Here is a 16908-nt window from a genome sequence, read left to right as displayed (position 1 = left end):
CTTCTCTCTACATCTTTATTGAGAGAAGGCACTTTTTATTTGCGCTGAGGAAGAGACCGTACAACTTTATTTAAAGGAGATTTTTTATGTCAAAGAATAGAAGACTCTTCACATCAGAATCAGTAACAGAAGGGCATCCAGATAAAATTGCGGACCAAATTTCCGATGCGATCTTGGATGAATTATTAAAAGGCGATCCTAAAGCAAGAGTCGCTTGTGAAACAACAGTAACAACTGGTATGGCTTTAATTGCAGGTGAAATTTCTACTTCAACATATGTAGATATCCCTAAAGTAGTTAGACAAACAGTAAAAGATATAGGATACACAAGAGCGAAGTACGGTTATGATTTCCAAACGATGGCGATTTTAACTGCTATTGATGAACAATCACCAGATATCGCACAAGGTGTAGATTGCGCATTAGAAGATAGAGATGATTTATCAGATAGAGAAATAGAATCAATTGGTGCAGGTGACCAAGGTCTTATGTTTGGTTTTGCTACAAATGAAACTGAAACATACATGCCTTTGCCAGGTTATTTAGCTCATCAACTTGCGAAGAGGTTAACAGATGTACGTAAAGACGGTACTTTAGAATATTTACGTCCAGATGGTAAGACACAAGTAACAGTTGAATATGACGAAAATGATAAACCGGTAAGAGTTGATACAATCGTTATTTCTTCACAACATCATGAAAAAATTGAATTAGAAAAAATTCAACAAGATATTAAAGATCATGTTATCTATCCAATCGTACCTACAGAATTATTAGATGAAGAAACTAAATTCTTTATTAATCCAACAGGTAGATTCGTAATCGGCGGACCACAAGGAGATGCTGGATTAACAGGTAGAAAAATCATCGTAGATACATACGGTGGTTATGCAAGACATGGCGGAGGATGTTTCAGTGGTAAAGATCCTACTAAAGTAGATAGATCAGGAGCATACGCAGCAAGATATGTAGCTAAGAATATAGTAGCAAGTGGATTAGCAGATAAATGTGAAGTCCAATTAGCATATGCAATTGGCGTAGCACAACCAGTATCCATTTCAATAGATACTTTTGGTACAGGTAAAGTAGAAGAAACTGTATTAGTAGAAAAAATAAGAGAAGTATTTGATTTAAGACCAGCTGGTATTATTCAAATGTTGAACTTAAGACAACCAATCTACAAAAAGACAGCAGCATACGGTCACTTCGGTAGAACAGATGTTCAATTACCATGGGAACAATTAGATAAAGTAGATTTATTAAAAGACTTATTAAAATAAATGATGAAGCTCTGTATATAATCTTGCGGGATATATGCAGAGTTTTTATTTTAGGTTTGGTGGAAGTAGGGTTGTTATTAGCAGTTTTGGTAAGAAGTGCAAATAAGGATATCAGTATTAACACTTCAGGCGACTTTTGTAACTAACGCCCCCGTTATGAACAAGTTTAGCCAGAAGTGTTCGCAAGACCCTCGTTATGAACAAGTTTGGGCGAAAGTGTTCACAAGAGCCCCGTTATGAACAAGTTTAAGTCAAGTTGTTCATAATGAACTGAATTTTTATAAAATATTTACTATTAAAGTGTGGTTTAACTACTCAAATGTATGAAGTATAAGAAATTACGTTATATTATCAATATATTTCATGATATATACTGAATTTATTTGTAATTTTTACTATAATGGAATTAATACATATGAAAGGGAGCGATCTACAATTATGAGTCAATTAGAACCGATTCATTATGGATTAATCGCAGCGATCGTTATTGCGATACTATTTATTATATTATTCTTTGTTTCATTAAAACAGAAACAAAAATCTTTGAATAAGATTCAAGAAGCTCATAAAAAAGAAAATGAGACGCTTAAATCTGAACATAAAGAAAAGTTAGATCATGAAAGAGTTGAAAATAAAAAGGTTCTAACGAAACAAGAAGAAACTCATCAAGAAGCAATTTCACAAAAAGAAAGAGAAATTGACTCATTAAAGTTATTTTCTAAGAATGAAGGGGAATATATAACTGATAGACACTTGTTAGAGTTAAGAGACCAACTTGTTAATGAACGTAGAATTAGACCTGAAGATATGCATATTATGGCAAATATCTTCTTACCTAAAGATCCATTAGGTAAAGTTCGACAAATTGATCATTTAGTCTTAACAAGAACGGGTATATATGTAATTGACTCTAATTTAGTAAGTGGTCATATCTATCACGGTATTACAGAACAGCAGTTTAGTGATTTTCCAGTATTAGGACAAGTCTTTGAAACATTGGATTTAAACCCAAACAAAGAACAAACATTATTACTTGAAAAACAATCAAATAATAAAACTGCAGCATTCCATTCATATACTGATGAAGTTAAAGAAGTTGATAATACAACTGAAGAATTACAAAGACAGTTAGAACTTAAATATACACCGACACCAATTATTTATTTCCATCCAAATGAAGTAAGTGAAGCAACTATCAGTAATTATTCACAAGACCCTAACATTAAAGTGTTAGTTGGTGAAAAACAACTTCAACATTTCTTTAATAAATTTGTATTCCATGGTAGATTCCAATATAGTGTGGAAGACCTTGAGAGAATTATGGATGAAATTGAAAAGTTTAACCCGTAATAACTAAGCGCTGCATTTTATGTAGCGCTATTTTTATACTAAAAAAGGTGGTTATAAGTATGGTAAAAGAAAATTTTGAAGTTAAAAATCCTGCAACTGGTGAAGTAATCGAAACGATTAAAAACAATACGGAAGAAGATATTAACAGCAAGATTGAACATGCACATGATGCTTTTCAAACATACAAAAAGAAACCAGCTCACGAATGTAGTGCATTGTTATATAAATGGTATGAATTGATTCTTGAAAATAAAGAAGAAATTGCTTTAATTATGACAAAAGAGAGTGGAAAACCATTAAAAGAAGCTTTAGGCGAAGTTAAATATGCGACAGATTATATATTATGGTTTGCTGAAGAAGCGAAACGTACTTATGGAAGAACCATTCCAGAACATGTTGATAACAAACGACTTATTGTTACACGTGCACCTGTTGGCGTTGTCGCGAGTATAACACCATGGAACTTCCCAGCAGCAATGATGACTAGAAAAGCAGCACCAGCATTAGCAGCAGGGTGTACATTTATATGTAAGCCAGCACAAGATACACCTCTTACAACTATGAAATTAGTTGATCTTGCACATGAAGCAGGGTTTGATCAAAGTGTTATCCAATATGTAAATGGTTCAGGTAAAGACGTCGGTGCAATTTTCACAAAGCATCCTTTAATTTCAAAAATTACTTATACAGGTTCAACACCTGTAGGTAAGCAATTAATGGAACAATCAAGTTCAACATTGAAGAAAGTAACACTTGAATTAGGTGGTCATGCACCATTGATTGTTCACGAAGATGCAGATTTAGATAAAGCAGTTCAAGGAACAATTGCTTCTAAATTTAGAAATGCAGGACAGACATGTGTATGTGCAAATAGAATTTACGTACATGAATCTATTAAAGACGCATTTGAAGATGCGCTTAGAGCAGAAGTTAGTAAATTAAAAGTAGGCGATGGACAAGATGAATCAACAGATATAGGTCCTGTTATTAATGCAGATGGTTTTGAAAAAATTAAATCTCATATTGAAGATGCAACAAGTAAAGGCGCGCGTGTGATTACTGGAGGAGATAGTTATAAAGATGGTGGTTATTTTATCACACCAACTGTACTATCTGACGTTTCAGACGATATGAAAATCATGGTAGAAGAAACGTTCGGACCAGTAGCACCAATTCAAACTTATAAAGATTTAGATGAAGTGATTATAAAAGCAAACGATACACCATTTGGTTTGGCAGCATATTTCTTTACTGAAAACTATAGTAATGGTATAAAGTTGTATGAGAACTTAGATTATGGTGTAATCGGTTGGAACGATGGCGGACCAAGTGCAGCTCATATTCCATTCGGTGGAATGAAGGAAAGTGGATTTGGTAGAGAAGGTGGTTCAGAAGGTATTGAACCATATTTAGAAACTAAAGTTGTTTCAATTTTAATTTAAGTATCGTCTAAAATTAGGAGGCAGTAAAATGACACAGAAAATAATTGAGTTTTACAATGGCAATTCTATACCAGCTTTAGGGTTAGGAACATTCAGAGTAGAAAATAACGATGAATGTAGAGAAGCGGTTAAACACGCTATTATTAGTGGTTATAGACATATAGATACAGCTCAAACTTATCACAATGAAGAAAAAGTTGGACAAGGTATCAAAGAAGGATTAGAAGCAACAGGATTAAATAGAGAAGATTTATTTATTACAACTAAACTTTGGATGACTGATTATGGAAGAGAGAATGTTCAATCAGCATATGAAGCATCTTTAGAAAGATTAGGTCTAGATTATGTAGATCTATATTTAATTCATTGGCCTGCCCAAGATAAAGACCTTATCACAGAAACATGGAAAGCTATGGAAGACTTATATAATGAAGGCAAAATTAAAAACATTGGTGTAAGTAACTTCCACGTACATCATTTAGAATCATTATTACAAGAAGCTTCTATTAAACCAGTTATTAATCAAATAGAATGTCACCCATACTTAACTCAAAAAGAATTAAGAACTTATTTAGAAGCACAAAAAATTGTTGCACAATCATGGTCTCCTTTAATGAATGGACAAATATTAGAAGACAAAGTTGTAAAAGAAGTTGCAAATGAGTTAGGTAAAACACCAGCTCAAGTTATTATAAGATGGAATATTGATGAAAATATTGTTGTTATTCCTAAATCAGTAACACCATCCAGAATCGAAGAAAACTTAAACGTATTTGATTTTGAGTTATCAGAAGATCAACTTTCAAGATTAAATGCTTTAAATAAAGACGAAAGAATCGGACCAGACCCAGAAGTCTTTACTGGTCAATAATAATCACAAAAGGACTGATAAGAAAAATTTATTCTTATCAGTCCTTTTAATTTTGTCATAGATATAAATGAACCTTTTACGTAAGAGCCTTTATAAGTGATAACCTAAATAACATGCTCCGATTGATAGTATGACTGTAGATACGATATAAATAGTCATCATTTTATATGATTTTAATATGTATCGTTCATATATTTCTAAAAAGTGAGTAGAGAATGTTGTAAATCCACCGCAAAAGCCTATTGCAATTATTGCATATGAATAACTATCATCATTTAAATATTGTGCAGCAAATCCAATTATAAGGCTTCCGATTACGTTAACAGTTAGAGTAGCTACCGGGAAGTGATTTGTATACAGTTTAGTGAAGAATTCATTCACAAAATTTCTGCAAAGAGCACCTATACCTGAACTTATCATAATATATAATAACGTCATGCTTGGTCATTTCCTTTCCTATAACCTATTGCAATAAATATGAAACCGAGAAGTAAACTAACGAGTAAATAAGTGCCTGCAAGGAATATATGTCCACGTTCTAGTAACTCAACTGTTTCTAAACTTAAAGATGAATATGTTGTTAAAGCACCTAAGAAGCCTGATGTTATTAATTTTTTAAGATTTGGATGTGCTTTGAAATAGCTAATGAAATATGTAGAGAATATACCCATTAAAAGTGCACCGATTACGTTAACTGTTAATGTGGAGAACGGGAAAGCATCATTAGTGATCATTAACGAAACTAAATATCTTAACCCTCCACCTATAGCACCGCCTAAAAATATTGCTATATATACCATTTAATAAACCTCCTCATTAAAAAAAGGAAACATTATGTTTCCCTTAAATTATTCCGAAAAATCTTATTATAACGACAATATGATATAAAATGACGATGAATAATACAATTGGTAATAGTTTATTCAATTTTGATAGTGTTGAGTGTTTACCAGTTTGATATTTAATTGACTTATCAATTGTAAAGACAGCAATTAATAATAAAATACCGTTTAATATACTACTTATTAGTACGAGTGAAACTAAAGATCCAAACATCGTTTCTAAAAGTGGGTTTTGTGCACTTAAAAATAAACTAATAATAATAAGTATAATTGATATATAAAAATAGCGTTTAGCTTTATCCATGATGCCCTCCAAAAATTCCGTATAATCGTTTATGTTATCATATAAATTATTTTATTGCATCTAATAATTTCATTACTTCTTCAAAGTCGTCCATTTTTTTACAATGACTAGGAATGATGAAAAGAGAGGTATTCGCATTTTCTTTTAAATCAATAAGTTTTAAATGGGTTTCAATGAAAAGTTCGCCGTTGTATGCATTGCGCAACAATCTTTTAGTAGGAAGGTCATTCTTTTGAATATTTGAACGGCACCATGCGGCATCGCTACACATAAAAATCTTTAAATTAGAGAATGTCATCATTAAGCCAAATTGACCTGGCATGGCTCCTGGCAAATCAAAACTAACTAAGGCATCTTGATTGAAGACTTTATATCCTTTACCCAAAATAGGGTGCTCAGTTTGTACAAAATCTTCTACAAATTCAATGCGTTCTTTAAAGTTATCTGGCATAACATGAAAGCTTAATTGAAGGTTATTGTTGTTGGAAAATTGTTGTGTAATAAAATCATGATAAGCTTCACTTGAAGTTATGATAGTCGCATTTTTAAACGCGTTTAAATAACCGAGATGATGACTTGAAAAATTAGTAATGATACAATAATCGATCTCATCTGGATGTATCTGATCTTTCAACAATTGACTTGGTAAAGTTTCGTACACTTTATAGTCTTGTCTACGAAATAATTTTAAAGTTTTTAAATCCGTACTTGGTTTAACATGTTCGGAAAAGCCTGTATTTATGAGTATTTTGAAATCATTAATTTCTAAATAGTAGGAAAAAATATAGTACCGTTCAACTCGGCTCGTAGGACTATTATTGATGACTGCTTCGTCACCTAAAAATGAACCAGTCGTATATAGTTTGAAATGCTTTATTGTTTCTATATTATCAGCCATCAAAATACACCACCTAAGCAATTTATATTACTTAAAAAATATTATTTGATTTATATTTATTCTTATTATGCCATAAAGCACTTCAAAATACATTTATAATAACTCGGATATTGTCGTTTTAAACAAATAATTTAGTAAGCGATTGCAAATTATGGTACGATAAATGCACAACATGTAGAAAGGAATGAAATTCATGAGTAATCTTAAAGTACAAGTTTTTGCTGATGGTGCGGACATTGAAGAAATGAAACAAGCCTATCAGAATAAAGAAGTTGATGGTTTTACAACAAATCCAAGTTTAATGAAAAAAGCAGGTGTAACGGATTATAAAACATTTGCTGAAGAAGTCGTTAAAGCAATACCAGATGCTTCAATTTCATTTGAAGTATTTGCAGATGATATAGAAACAATGGCTAAAGAAGCAGAAATCTTAAAACAATACGGTGAAAACGTATTTGTTAAAATTCCTGTTGTAAATACACAAGGTGAATCAATGATTCCTTTAATTAAAAAATTATCAGAAAGTGATGTTAAAGTTAATGTCACTGCTGTTTATACAATTGAACAAGTTAAAGAAATAGTAGAAGCAATAAAACCAGGTGTTGAAACGTATGTTTCAGTATTCGCAGGTAGAATTGCTGATACAGGTGTAGATCCACTACCATTAATGAAAGAATCAGAAAAAGTTTGTCATAGTAAAGAAGGCGTTAAATTATTATGGGCAAGTTGCCGTGAATTATTTAATGTTATTCAAGCAGACGAAATTGGCGTAGATATCATTACATGTCCAAAAGATGTAGTAGCAAAAGTACCAAACATCGGAAGAGATATTAATGAATTATCTGTAGATACAGTACAAGGATTCGCTAAAGATATTAAAGCAAGCGGATTAAGTATTTTATAAGTATGAAGGTCATCGAACCCAACAAAGTTAACTAACTTTGTTGGGTATTTTTAGTTTTGTATTTTAGTTTGGTTAGAAAAACATACTAAGATTAGTAGCGAAGTAATCTACGACGGCAGATGAGCTTCGCTACTTTTTTATATTCTTTATCTTACCGTTGGTAGTTATTTTAAGAATATGAAATAGTAGAAGAGAGAAGTACTCCGAATAGATTTTAGGGTCAAAGAATCCGTAATAAAAACTGGAGAACTTCACTCTCCTTATGAATTCGATTTTAGTATGTTGGGTCCACTGAGATCGTGTACAGGAAAATGAACTAAGTAAGGTTCAGTGAAGTTAAAACTTCTTAAATTAGAAGATTAGGAGTGGTTTTTATCGAATATTTTGGAATAGATGTTGGAAAAGGAAAGAGTTTTATTGCACATTATTCAAACAATGAATTTGTTAAAGAATTTGAAATTACCCATGATAATAATGGTTTTGATTCACTAAAGAAATATATAAAGAATTTCTCAGGAGTATATTTCTTGTTTGAAGCTACTGGTATATATTCAAAAGTATTGGAGAAATTTTGTACCGTTAATAAGATTTCGTTTTGTGTAATTAACCCTCTAGAGGCAAAATTACTAACTAATTCTTTAAGAAACTGGAAAACAGATAAATCTGATGCACATAAACTTGCTGTTTTAGCTAAAAATATAAACAAAAAACCTTCTAGAAATTTATTGGAAGAAAAGTATGTAAAAATTAGAGAGCTGACAAGATACTATGAAGAAATTAACAATCAACAAAATTACTTAAAAAACCAATTGATTCAGTTACTAGATATGACTTTTCCAGAATTACAAAACCTATTTAAGGACAGATATTCAAAATTGGCTTTACAAGTAGCTAGTAAGTTCCCACATCCGGACTTTGTTGATTCTAATGATATAGAAGAACTAAAAAAGATAATTAATAGTTGTACAGAAAAAAATCTATCAGAGAAAAAGAAAGCACAATATGCAAATAAACTCGTAGAGTTCTCTATGGTCAGTTATCCTTCTGTTTCTAAAGATTCATTTTTAACAGATAAATTAGTTTATGTGATTGAAGATTTATTAAGCCTAATGAAACGGCATGCTTCTATAAAACAAAGATTATTAATGTTAGCTGAAGAATTTGAAGAATTTAAAATAATTAAATCTATTCCTGGCATTGGTGATTTAACTGCCATAATGATTATTGGCGAATTAGGTGATATCAAATCCTTTGATTCTCATAAGCAATTGAATGCATATGTAGGTATTGATATAAAAAGATATCAGTCTGGTAAAACGCATTTTAAAGATAAAATAAACAAACGTGGAAACAAACATGCTAGATCATTATTTTACTTAATCATTAAAAATTTTCTGTTGGGTCAAAGGTTATTTAAAAATCATATTATCGACTATTATTACAAATTAAAAAAGCAGCCTAATGGCAAAGGCCACAAGACTGCATCAGTAGCTTGCATTAACAAACTACTTAAAACCATTCATTATCTCGTAATAAATAATAAAGAATATGATTATCACTTGTCTCCACACGGATAATATATTCATCTAAATCATAACATATTGAAAAAATTATTAAATAATAAAGGCTTATTTAGTGATGCCAATTTTAAATATTTTTTACTACGTAGTAGTTGACAAATCGTAGGAAATAATCTAGGGCGTTACAAAAGTCGGTCGAAGTGTAACCAAGGCGGTCTATAGTAAAACATATCATAAGAACTATATTAAAAATTTTTAGATACATAAATATTATATTATAAGAGAATATGTACTTGAAATATAGGTGTGCCTAAAACGTAAATATGCGAAATAATTTATATTATTTTACGATAACTAATTCATTAACTTGTCTCAAATTTTGTTATATAATCATATTTCAGTGAAAAAATTGGAGTGTTAGAAATGGCAAATAATTTGAGAATTGCACAACGTGGCGCATATATAAGTTTGGTTACTTATATTATTCTTTCTATTTTGAAATATGTAGTAGGGACAACTTATAATTCAGCTGCATTAAAAGCGGATAGTTTAAACAACTTAACTGATATATTTGTTTCTGTGGCAGTACTGATAGGGCTGAAGATTTCAGTCAAACCTGCAGATAAGAATCATCCTTATGGACATATGAAGACTGAAAATATTACAACTTTAATTGTATCTTTTATCATTATGTTTGTCGGGATAGAAGTTATTTCTAACAACATTCCTCAGTTAGTTCAAGGTGACTATAGTGAACCTAGCACACTGACAATATGGGTCAGTTTTATAAGTGGTATTATTATGATTTTAGTATATTTATTTAATTGGAAGTTAGCGATTAAGACTAAAAGTACATCACTTAAATCAGCAGCAAAAGATAATTTGTCTGATGCGTTAGTCAGCATCGGTACCGGTATTGGCCTTATATTTACACAGTTTGGTCTACCTATAATTGATATTATTCTTGCTGTCATTCTTGGCTTTATTATTGTTTATACAGGTTTTACGATTTTTAAAGAATCGATATTCACTTTGAGTGATGGTTTTCATGAAAAAGATTTAAATAATTATATAGAAGAAATTGAAAATATAGAAGGCGTATTAGACGTACCATCTATAAAAGGGCGTTATCATGGTAATAGTGTATTTCTTGATGTAACGATCATTGTAGATAAAGATTTAACATTAGATGAAGCACATGATATATGTGATTTAGTTGAACATCAATTAAAAGAAGCAGGCGCATATTCGTCTTATGTACATCCTGAACCTAACTTGTAAATAATTTATTATGAAATTCAAATATTAAAATTAATTAAATAAGTATGATACTATTAGTATATGAGTGTTTGATATATATCTAAGGGGATGTTATTCATGCAAATACTAGGAAAAGGATATGAAAATGACCATCATTATTTTCATGTTATTACTGATAAAAATCATCTTATAAAAGTTAGAGTTCCAGATGATATGGATGATCATGATTTAAGACACTTACTTGAAGCAGTTTGTAATGATTATGACGAGGCTAATAGCTGAGTTTAATGAATATATGAATGCATTTAAATATTTGTATAAAATAAGCATATCACGCTTCATCTGAATTTAATTTCAGATGCGTGATATGCTTTTTATTTACACTGTATTTAATCTATTATGACGTCTCCATAAGAAGAATTCAATAATAGCGACTGGAATTAGTGATAATCCGAATAATGGCATTACGATTCCTAATATAACTAAGAATACAATAAGTCCAATTGGAACTTGATTACTAGTTCTTATTGGTGCGCTAAATGAGTTAGATTTCTTTCGTTTCATCCATGATAAGAAACCAAATGTAATACCACTAATAAAGGCTAAACAAACTAATAGGTTAATGATTTTATTTGCAGTTCCAAATAGGTGACCTTCATGTAACGGTATACCGAAACTGAACCATTTACCGATAATACCATAATCATCATAATCTACTTTATCTAATAGTTTACCTGAGTATTGATCGAAATATGCTGTTGTTTCTTCTTTTGGTGCAACGTCAAGTCCTGTAACACCTGTATTACTACTTTTCGAAACAGTGAATACACCTTTTTCATCAGCAGGGTAAACGATAGAGAATGGCTTTTTAATACCATTTTCTTCAGCACTTGCGATAATATTTTCTAAACTTTGTTGTCCATCTGCACCAATCACATTACTCATAGAACCGTGATGTTGGGCATGTGGATCTTTTTTAGATGAAGGCTTCTCCTTAGTACGCGTTGCCCATGGTAATTCATTATCTTCTGATTCAGGTGGGTTAGCTTGTAATGCTGTATAGCCAAACTTTGGATAATCTTCAGCAAATTGGTTAATTTGTTTACCCATAAGTGCTGACCATGGTAAGCCTGTTAGAACGATTATGAATATAGGAATTGCAATAACAAGTCCTATAATTGCGTGTAATCGTCTATTAAATAAGAATGATGATTTCTTTTTAGTTGGTTTCAATGCTTTTGATTTAAAAGTTAAATAAATACCTGATATAATCATAAAAATTGTCCAACATGCTGCTAACTCAACTAAATAATTTACAAAACTACCACCAACAAATAAAGAACTATGTGTTTCTCTTAATACATTGGAATATGTATATTTAGCGTTTTGATTTGCAACTCTTTGGTTATGTTCATCCAAGAAAATATAGCGTGAATCACCATCTTCATTCCCGATTGTAACTCTGTTATTGTATGGCTCATCCATAATACTAATTTTTTGAATGTCGTATCCTTTATACACATCTCTAATTTCTTGAATAGCATCATCTAATGATTGATGACCTTTCGTAGTGCTATCTTTAAAAAATTCATCGTGGTAAATATTATTTTCTACATTTGTATAAAATAAATAACCGATACCAGTAAGTGAGAGTGTCAATAATAAAGGAGTTATAAAGAAAGCCGCATAAAAATGTAACCGTCTCAATGGATTAAAACTTTTGTTCATGTTCTCAACCTCTATTTCAATAAATATGTAACTTCTATTTAACATTATTATTTTTTGAAATTAATTACAATATGGAAACGGCGCAATTTTTGACGCTTTCGTGAATACCGAAAAAAATATGTAATAAATGACTTGAAAATGTAATAATAAAATACTCTAAATATTCAGTTTAAGATGTTAAAATATAAGCAACGGGATGAGGTGAATGACTATGTTAACAAACCTAAAATTATTCAACGATCACGATAATCGTACTCAAATTATTAATCAATTTTACAATGGCTTAAATCAAGAGAATATACATGATGCAGTGATTTCTTTAGAAGAAAGAAAGCATCAAGATTTTCCTCATGGTTCAGTATATTTTAAGAATGATTTATCTAATGTTAAACAAGATGAATTAAACTTAAATGAGTCAGATGGCTTATTTATTATTGAAGAGAATGGGACACAAAAAGGCTCAATTATCCCATTACATGATATCGTGCAATATTTAGCAACAAATAGAGAGAGCATTGTACAGGAAAAATCACTTAGTTTAATTCAATTAGAGAACATTATCGATCGTTTAGAATTGACACTTAAATCAGAAGATTTATAATCAGAATAAGAGACCGGGATTAAGAATAGTCCTAGTCTCTTATTTTTTAGAATGGAGTGTATGAACATGTACGATGCAATCATATTTGATTTTGACGGTACAATAATAGATACAGAAATTAATTTATTTAACACTTTAAATAAACATATTGAACAAAAGAATAACGAAAAGATAAGTTTAGATGAATATAAAGCTTCTATCGGATCAGTATCAGAAGCATTAAATGATAAAATATTGAACGCTTTAGGTTCAAAACAGGCTTTAGAAGAGATGTTTGAAGATCATTATGAAGGTACGAAATCTTTACCGATTAAACCAGTAGTTAAAGATTTAATTGATTATGGTATTCAAAATCATAAGAAAATGGGTATCGCAACTAGTAGTTATAAAGCGCATATTATGCCTAATGTACAAAGATTAGAATTAGATAAATATGTCGAAGTTATTAAAGGGCGTGAAGATGTTGCGTTTGTTAAGCCAAATCCAGAATTATATATTCATGCAGCACATGATCTTAAAGTAGATCCAGAAAAGTGTTTAGCAATAGAGGACACGACAAATGGTGCACAAGCTGCAATAGATGCTGGTATGGACGTAATCGTTATAACGCATGAAATTACAGAAGATTTGAATTTTGATTCATTAAATATTTTAGCAAAGAATATAGAGGCTGAAGAAATTATCAATCGCTATTTGTAATGTGAATATACATGATATCTTTTTCTAAAATGAAGCGGCGTCATGTTTCGGTGATTTTTAAAGACTTTTGTAAAATGAGCTTGGTCATAAAAGCCATATTCTAACGCTATATCTGAAATAGTTTGATGTGTATTGAAGATAAGTGCCACTGTAGCTTCAAACAAATGGCGGCTTCTATAATAATTATGGTGGGAATGACTTACATAGGTAGCGTTAGTAGGATTTTCAGAATAGGGTGGCGGTTTAATATCATCTAATAACGTAATGATATTCGTAGAAACGGTCGTCGTAAATTGTTCTTTATGATAAGGTGCAAGATTGATAAGTGTATTTAAATGATCACATACTTTATCGAATTTGAAAGATTGAATAATGGGATAGAAATTTTTGAGTAAGAAGTATTCATAAATATTTGAAGCTAATGTATATACCATTAATTTATTAATATTAAGTATACATATTTGTCCATTAACTGCATAAATAAAACTATATTCATCAAAAGGTACAATGCACAAAAATCCTTTATTCAATGTCATCAAATAATTCGATGTATGATAAAAAATATTAATATAACCATTTGTGACATATATGATTGATGCGTCTTCATTATGGTATATCCATTTATTTTCATGTGAAATAAAGTTGATATTAAACTTAAACATCATTTTCACTCCTTCAAAATAGCAATTTTGAAAAATAATCAACGTATAGTTTGATTAATGTTATAATTAAAATATTAATGAATTTTAGAGGTGTGTAATGAATAACGAACAATATAAATCCATTGTTTATAAAAAGCTTTGGTTTATCAATAAAAAAGAAAAACATATAGCGGATGAGAATTTAAACCATCATGCAGATAAAAATTTAATCGATGAATATGGTAAACCAAGTAAATTTGTGAATGAATTTGTAGAAAAAGAAATTATAGATAAAGCAACACCACCAAGTAGTTTGTATAAAGTGATTACGTTAGGTGGTTTATTATTTGGAAATGTCTTAATGGCGGGCATTTTAATAACTGCTGCTTTGTTGATATTAGGGACATTTACATTATATTTCACAAAACCAATTGGTGAAGCATTAACATTACAAGCCTTATACCTTGTCATTGGTATTGTGTTATTTTTTATAGGTTATAAAGGTATCAAATGGGTAAATGCATTCTTTACAAGGCGTTTATTAATCGCAAGAAGATTTAAAGAATTTTCATAGATTACTGACTAGGGGGTGTTGTAGATGAGCTTGTTATATTTTGATGAATGGCGTGATACACGTGCAACAATAAGATATATTGTTCAAATTATGGGGAAATGTTGTTTAGCTGTGAATACACCTGAACCGTTATATAAGCACGTCATGTTAACTGTCAATCAAGTTGGGCTATCTACAGGCGTATTAAAAAAGGACAATCATACATTTGAAATTAACTTAGATTTAATCGATCAGTTATTAATCGTTAAAATAGATGACAAAGAAGAATCTATGATCGTCAAATCTGGACGTACAATTCAAGAATATTATCACTTTATATTTGATACATTGCATGATAACGGCATTGATATCACTATCAATACGAAGCCATATAATATTCCATATGAAAAAACGTTAGATGAAGATGATAAAGAACGAATCTTCAATCCAAAGACTGCATATCATGCACTAAGATTAATGCAGCAAGCTCAATATGATCATTATCAATTTTTACATTCAAGAAATATTAAAGATGTCAAAACAGGTTTGTTTTGGGATAAATTTGATGTAACATCTATTTTTTATGTAGAAGGTAATGATGAATATACCGTATCACTTTGTTATTACTTTGGAGATAAATATAGAGAGTCTCCTTATTATATTATTAAGATTAATCCTTTTAAGCAAGATAAAATCAACTTGAAACAAGTAGAACCATCATATGCTGAATATAATGGTAAAGATGGAAGCTTTTTAATCTATGAAGAAGATTTAGAAAGTATCATTAGAAGAGATGAAGTATTGCTGACATTCTTTAATAGTGCATACCAAGCATTGCTATCAGGCGTAAGTAGTAAGTTAATATAGAATAACAAAAAAAGTCGTTACACTTTTAAAGCGTAACGGCTTTTATATATTTGAGGGTAGATCCTGTCTGTTAAGATGATGCTTTTGAAACTGAATGAGTCTTAATGATTCACCGAGTTTCCTACTGATGATAGGATATTCATGATAGATGACTTTCGTATGCTGATTAATTAATAACAATTTAGTGTAATGTTTGTATGCGTCTATATGAACAATGTGTTTACTGTTAATCAGCATATAATTGTAGTTAGATTTAGCACTTGTTGGAAATAATACGAAATCTTCAGTGGCATAGATAAGAATGGGAAGCAGCTTAGAAATATTTAAGACATATTTGGCGTAACGTTCTCTTGATTTTAAACTAGCACCTTCAATTTTCAATGCATCGTTAATAAGATAGGAGATAGAGTGGTTGGTATAAATGGTTGATTGATCTAAATATTCGATTTGGAATCTATGAGCTGAATCATCAGCGTATTTCAGTAATGTCATATTAGGGTTGATCAAAGTCATTTGATACACCTCCCTATATAACATGTTACTTAAATTTTGGGAAAAATATTGTAATTTTTGAAAATTCATTTGTAATTAAAATAAAAAATGAGATTTCAATTTACGACGTGCATTTTTGCGATAATACTTAATGGACGATTCACTTTTATTTAAATATACCGCAATTTCTTGGGTTGAGAATCCTTGTAATGTTAGCTTTAGCCACATAAGTTCATCTTGAGATAAAATCTCTAACATACTAAACGTTTCAAATTGATGAGATTCAATGAAGCTTTGATCTAACATTTCATGATTAGAAGTGGGTGATACACGGTTTGAATCTTTACTTTGCTTTCTTATACAGTCAATGAGGTAAAACTTTAATTTCGTATATAAATATTTATCTAGTGAAGCGGTCTTTGAAAAATCGTATCGCTCAATTTCAGTCCATAGTTTAATTAATAACAGTTGATAATAATCTTCGTAACCATATTGGATATGATATCGATGCAGTAAATAATGAATCATATTTTTGTATTGCTTGTAATAATGTTCAAATTTGTGTTGTTTCATGTTGTCCTCTTTAGTGAGCATGCACACGGTTATTTCCGGATAAACGCATTGTAAATAATAAATAAGCACTTTAAAAATCAGTT

The 16908-nt window shown here is 30.5% G+C and carries 20 protein-coding genes; 12 read left to right on the top strand and 8 right to left on the bottom strand.

The window, feature by feature from the left end:
- Positions 1-86 precede the first annotated feature (86 nt).
- The 4 genes from metK to MUA60_RS09570 all read left to right on the top strand — a co-directional run bounded on the left by metK (position 87) and on the right by MUA60_RS09570 (position 4943).
- On the top strand, positions 87-1280 hold the full coding sequence (gene metK / locus MUA60_RS09585; protein ID WP_262648063.1) for a methionine adenosyltransferase: 1194 nt from the start codon (positions 87-89) through the stop codon (positions 1278-1280).
- A 438-nt stretch (positions 1281-1718) separates the two neighbouring features.
- Positions 1719-2630, top strand: a complete 912-nt coding sequence (locus MUA60_RS09580; RefSeq protein WP_037589699.1) for a nuclease-related domain-containing protein — start codon at positions 1719-1721, stop codon at positions 2628-2630.
- A gap of 59 nt (positions 2631-2689) precedes the next feature.
- Positions 2690-4072 (top strand): NAD-dependent succinate-semialdehyde dehydrogenase, encoded by a 1383-nt coding sequence (locus MUA60_RS09575; protein WP_262648062.1) that lies wholly within the window; start codon positions 2690-2692, stop codon positions 4070-4072.
- Positions 4073-4100: 28 nt separating this feature from the next.
- On the top strand, positions 4101-4943 hold the full coding sequence (locus tag MUA60_RS09570) for an aldo/keto reductase (protein WP_262648061.1): 843 nt from the start codon (positions 4101-4103) through the stop codon (positions 4941-4943).
- Positions 4944-5033: 90 nt separating this feature from the next.
- On the opposite strand, the gene MUA60_RS09565 is transcribed toward MUA60_RS09570, so the two are convergent.
- Genes MUA60_RS09565 through MUA60_RS09550 form a run of 4 tightly spaced genes read right to left on the bottom strand, consistent with a single transcriptional unit; the run spans position 5034 to position 6987 of the window.
- Positions 5034-5381 carry a fluoride efflux transporter FluC gene (locus MUA60_RS09565; RefSeq protein ID WP_262648060.1) on the bottom strand — a complete coding sequence of 116 codons (348 nt, stop codon included), beginning with the start codon at positions 5379-5381 and terminating at the stop codon, positions 5034-5036.
- Positions 5378-5743, bottom strand: coding sequence for a fluoride efflux transporter CrcB (crcB, locus tag MUA60_RS09560; protein ID WP_262648059.1), 366 nt, complete (start codon positions 5741-5743; stop codon positions 5378-5380). The genes MUA60_RS09565 and crcB overlap by 4 nt, the downstream gene beginning before the upstream one ends.
- A 43-nt stretch (positions 5744-5786) precedes the next feature.
- Positions 5787-6089 (bottom strand): hypothetical protein, encoded by a 303-nt coding sequence (locus MUA60_RS09555; RefSeq protein ID WP_262648058.1) that lies wholly within the window; start codon positions 6087-6089, stop codon positions 5787-5789.
- A gap of 46 nt (positions 6090-6135) precedes the next feature.
- Positions 6136-6987, bottom strand: a complete 852-nt coding sequence (locus MUA60_RS09550) for an MBL fold metallo-hydrolase (RefSeq protein WP_262648057.1) — start codon at positions 6985-6987, stop codon at positions 6136-6138.
- Positions 6988-7180: 193 nt separating this feature from the next.
- On the opposite strand from MUA60_RS09550, the gene MUA60_RS09545 reads away from it, so the two are divergent.
- The 4 genes from MUA60_RS09545 to MUA60_RS09530 all read left to right on the top strand — a co-directional run bounded on the left by MUA60_RS09545 (position 7181) and on the right by MUA60_RS09530 (position 10953).
- Entirely contained in the window at positions 7181-7891 is a 711-nt protein-coding gene (locus MUA60_RS09545; protein WP_262648056.1) for a transaldolase, read from the top strand.
- Positions 7892-8256: 365 nt separating this feature from the next.
- Entirely contained in the window at positions 8257-9468 is a 1212-nt protein-coding gene (locus MUA60_RS09540) for an IS110 family RNA-guided transposase (RefSeq protein WP_262648055.1), read from the top strand.
- A gap of 366 nt (positions 9469-9834) precedes the next feature.
- Positions 9835-10692, top strand: a complete 858-nt coding sequence (locus MUA60_RS09535) for a cation diffusion facilitator family transporter (RefSeq protein WP_262648054.1) — start codon at positions 9835-9837, stop codon at positions 10690-10692.
- 96 nt (positions 10693-10788) lie between these two features.
- Positions 10789-10953, top strand: coding sequence for a hypothetical protein (locus MUA60_RS09530; RefSeq protein ID WP_162841912.1), 165 nt, complete (start codon positions 10789-10791; stop codon positions 10951-10953).
- Positions 10954-11049: 96 nt separating this feature from the next.
- Here the strand turns inward: MUA60_RS09530 and MUA60_RS09525 are convergent, their stop codons facing one another.
- Positions 11050-12399 carry a PepSY-associated TM helix domain-containing protein gene (locus MUA60_RS09525; RefSeq protein ID WP_262648053.1) on the bottom strand — a complete coding sequence of 450 codons (1350 nt, stop codon included), beginning with the start codon at positions 12397-12399 and terminating at the stop codon, positions 11050-11052.
- 205 nt (positions 12400-12604) lie between these two features.
- On the opposite strand from MUA60_RS09525, the gene MUA60_RS09520 reads away from it, so the two are divergent.
- Both MUA60_RS09520 and MUA60_RS09515 read left to right on the top strand, forming a co-directional pair.
- Positions 12605-13000 carry a hypothetical protein gene (locus MUA60_RS09520; RefSeq protein WP_262648052.1) on the top strand — a complete coding sequence of 132 codons (396 nt, stop codon included), beginning with the start codon at positions 12605-12607 and terminating at the stop codon, positions 12998-13000.
- Positions 13001-13066: 66 nt separating this feature from the next.
- Entirely contained in the window at positions 13067-13699 is a 633-nt protein-coding gene (locus tag MUA60_RS09515; RefSeq protein ID WP_262648051.1) for an HAD family hydrolase, read from the top strand.
- On the opposite strand, the gene MUA60_RS09510 is transcribed toward MUA60_RS09515, so the two are convergent.
- The gene (locus tag MUA60_RS09510) at positions 13690-14361 is read right to left on the bottom strand and encodes a helix-turn-helix domain-containing protein (protein WP_262648050.1); all 672 of its coding nucleotides are present in this window, start codon (positions 14359-14361) and stop codon (positions 13690-13692) included. The two genes, MUA60_RS09515 and MUA60_RS09510, sit on opposite strands and share 10 nt — an antisense overlap.
- A 97-nt stretch (positions 14362-14458) precedes the next feature.
- Between MUA60_RS09510 and MUA60_RS09505 the strand changes: the two genes are divergently transcribed.
- Both MUA60_RS09505 and MUA60_RS09500 read left to right on the top strand, forming a co-directional pair.
- Positions 14459-14914, top strand: coding sequence for a hypothetical protein (locus MUA60_RS09505; protein ID WP_262648049.1), 456 nt, complete (start codon positions 14459-14461; stop codon positions 14912-14914).
- A gap of 24 nt (positions 14915-14938) precedes the next feature.
- Positions 14939-15760 carry a DUF5996 family protein gene (locus MUA60_RS09500; protein WP_262648047.1) on the top strand — a complete coding sequence of 274 codons (822 nt, stop codon included), beginning with the start codon at positions 14939-14941 and terminating at the stop codon, positions 15758-15760.
- A gap of 42 nt (positions 15761-15802) precedes the next feature.
- Here MUA60_RS09500 and MUA60_RS09495 read toward each other — a convergent pair whose 3' ends face one another.
- Together MUA60_RS09495 and MUA60_RS09490 are read right to left on the bottom strand one after the other, a co-directional pair.
- A complete protein-coding gene (locus MUA60_RS09495; RefSeq protein WP_262648046.1) occupies positions 15803-16273 on the bottom strand; it encodes a competence protein ComK in 471 nt (156 codons plus the stop codon).
- A gap of 75 nt (positions 16274-16348) precedes the next feature.
- Complete coding sequence (locus tag MUA60_RS09490) at positions 16349-16825, bottom strand: sigma-70 family RNA polymerase sigma factor (RefSeq protein ID WP_262648045.1); 477 nt, start codon at positions 16823-16825, stop codon at positions 16349-16351.
- Between the last annotated feature and the right edge of the window lie 83 nt (positions 16826-16908).

Source organism: Mammaliicoccus sciuri, from assembly GCF_025561425.1.
GTDB lineage: Bacteria > Bacillota > Bacilli > Staphylococcales > Staphylococcaceae > Mammaliicoccus > Mammaliicoccus sciuri_A.
Note: the sequence above shows the minus strand (reverse complement) of the source record. Positions and strands in the feature narration are given on the sequence as shown.

What these genes read in the sequence shown, in the direction of transcription:
- MUA60_RS09495 (WP_262648046.1), bottom strand. Translation starts at nt 16,273, where the DNA reads ATGACTTTGATCAACCCTAATATGACATTACTGAAATACGCTGATGAT.
- crcB (WP_262648059.1), bottom strand. Translation starts at nt 5,743, where the DNA reads ATGGTATATATAGCAATATTTTTAGGCGGTGCTATAGGTGGAGGGTTA.
- MUA60_RS09530 (WP_162841912.1), top strand. Translation starts at nt 10,789, where the DNA reads ATGCAAATACTAGGAAAAGGATATGAAAATGACCATCATTATTTTCAT.
- MUA60_RS09570 (WP_262648061.1), top strand. Translation starts at nt 4,101, where the DNA reads ATGACACAGAAAATAATTGAGTTTTACAATGGCAATTCTATACCAGCT.
- MUA60_RS09580 (WP_037589699.1), top strand. Translation starts at nt 1,719, where the DNA reads ATGAGTCAATTAGAACCGATTCATTATGGATTAATCGCAGCGATCGTT.
- metK (WP_262648063.1), top strand. Translation starts at nt 87, where the DNA reads ATGTCAAAGAATAGAAGACTCTTCACATCAGAATCAGTAACAGAAGGG.
- MUA60_RS09505 (WP_262648049.1), top strand. Translation starts at nt 14,459, where the DNA reads ATGAATAACGAACAATATAAATCCATTGTTTATAAAAAGCTTTGGTTT.
- MUA60_RS09535 (WP_262648054.1), top strand. Translation starts at nt 9,835, where the DNA reads ATGGCAAATAATTTGAGAATTGCACAACGTGGCGCATATATAAGTTTG.
- MUA60_RS09525 (WP_262648053.1), bottom strand. Translation starts at nt 12,399, where the DNA reads ATGAACAAAAGTTTTAATCCATTGAGACGGTTACATTTTTATGCGGCT.
- MUA60_RS09520 (WP_262648052.1), top strand. Translation starts at nt 12,605, where the DNA reads ATGACTATGTTAACAAACCTAAAATTATTCAACGATCACGATAATCGT.
- MUA60_RS09515 (WP_262648051.1), top strand. Translation starts at nt 13,067, where the DNA reads ATGTACGATGCAATCATATTTGATTTTGACGGTACAATAATAGATACA.
- MUA60_RS09575 (WP_262648062.1), top strand. Translation starts at nt 2,690, where the DNA reads ATGGTAAAAGAAAATTTTGAAGTTAAAAATCCTGCAACTGGTGAAGTA.
- MUA60_RS09545 (WP_262648056.1), top strand. Translation starts at nt 7,181, where the DNA reads ATGAGTAATCTTAAAGTACAAGTTTTTGCTGATGGTGCGGACATTGAA.
- MUA60_RS09490 (WP_262648045.1), bottom strand. Translation starts at nt 16,825, where the DNA reads ATGAAACAACACAAATTTGAACATTATTACAAGCAATACAAAAATATG.
- MUA60_RS09565 (WP_262648060.1), bottom strand. Translation starts at nt 5,381, where the DNA reads ATGACGTTATTATATATTATGATAAGTTCAGGTATAGGTGCTCTTTGC.
- MUA60_RS09510 (WP_262648050.1), bottom strand. Translation starts at nt 14,361, where the DNA reads ATGTTTAAGTTTAATATCAACTTTATTTCACATGAAAATAAATGGATA.
- MUA60_RS09500 (WP_262648047.1), top strand. Translation starts at nt 14,939, where the DNA reads ATGAGCTTGTTATATTTTGATGAATGGCGTGATACACGTGCAACAATA.
- MUA60_RS09550 (WP_262648057.1), bottom strand. Translation starts at nt 6,987, where the DNA reads ATGGCTGATAATATAGAAACAATAAAGCATTTCAAACTATATACGACT.
- MUA60_RS09555 (WP_262648058.1), bottom strand. Translation starts at nt 6,089, where the DNA reads ATGGATAAAGCTAAACGCTATTTTTATATATCAATTATACTTATTATT.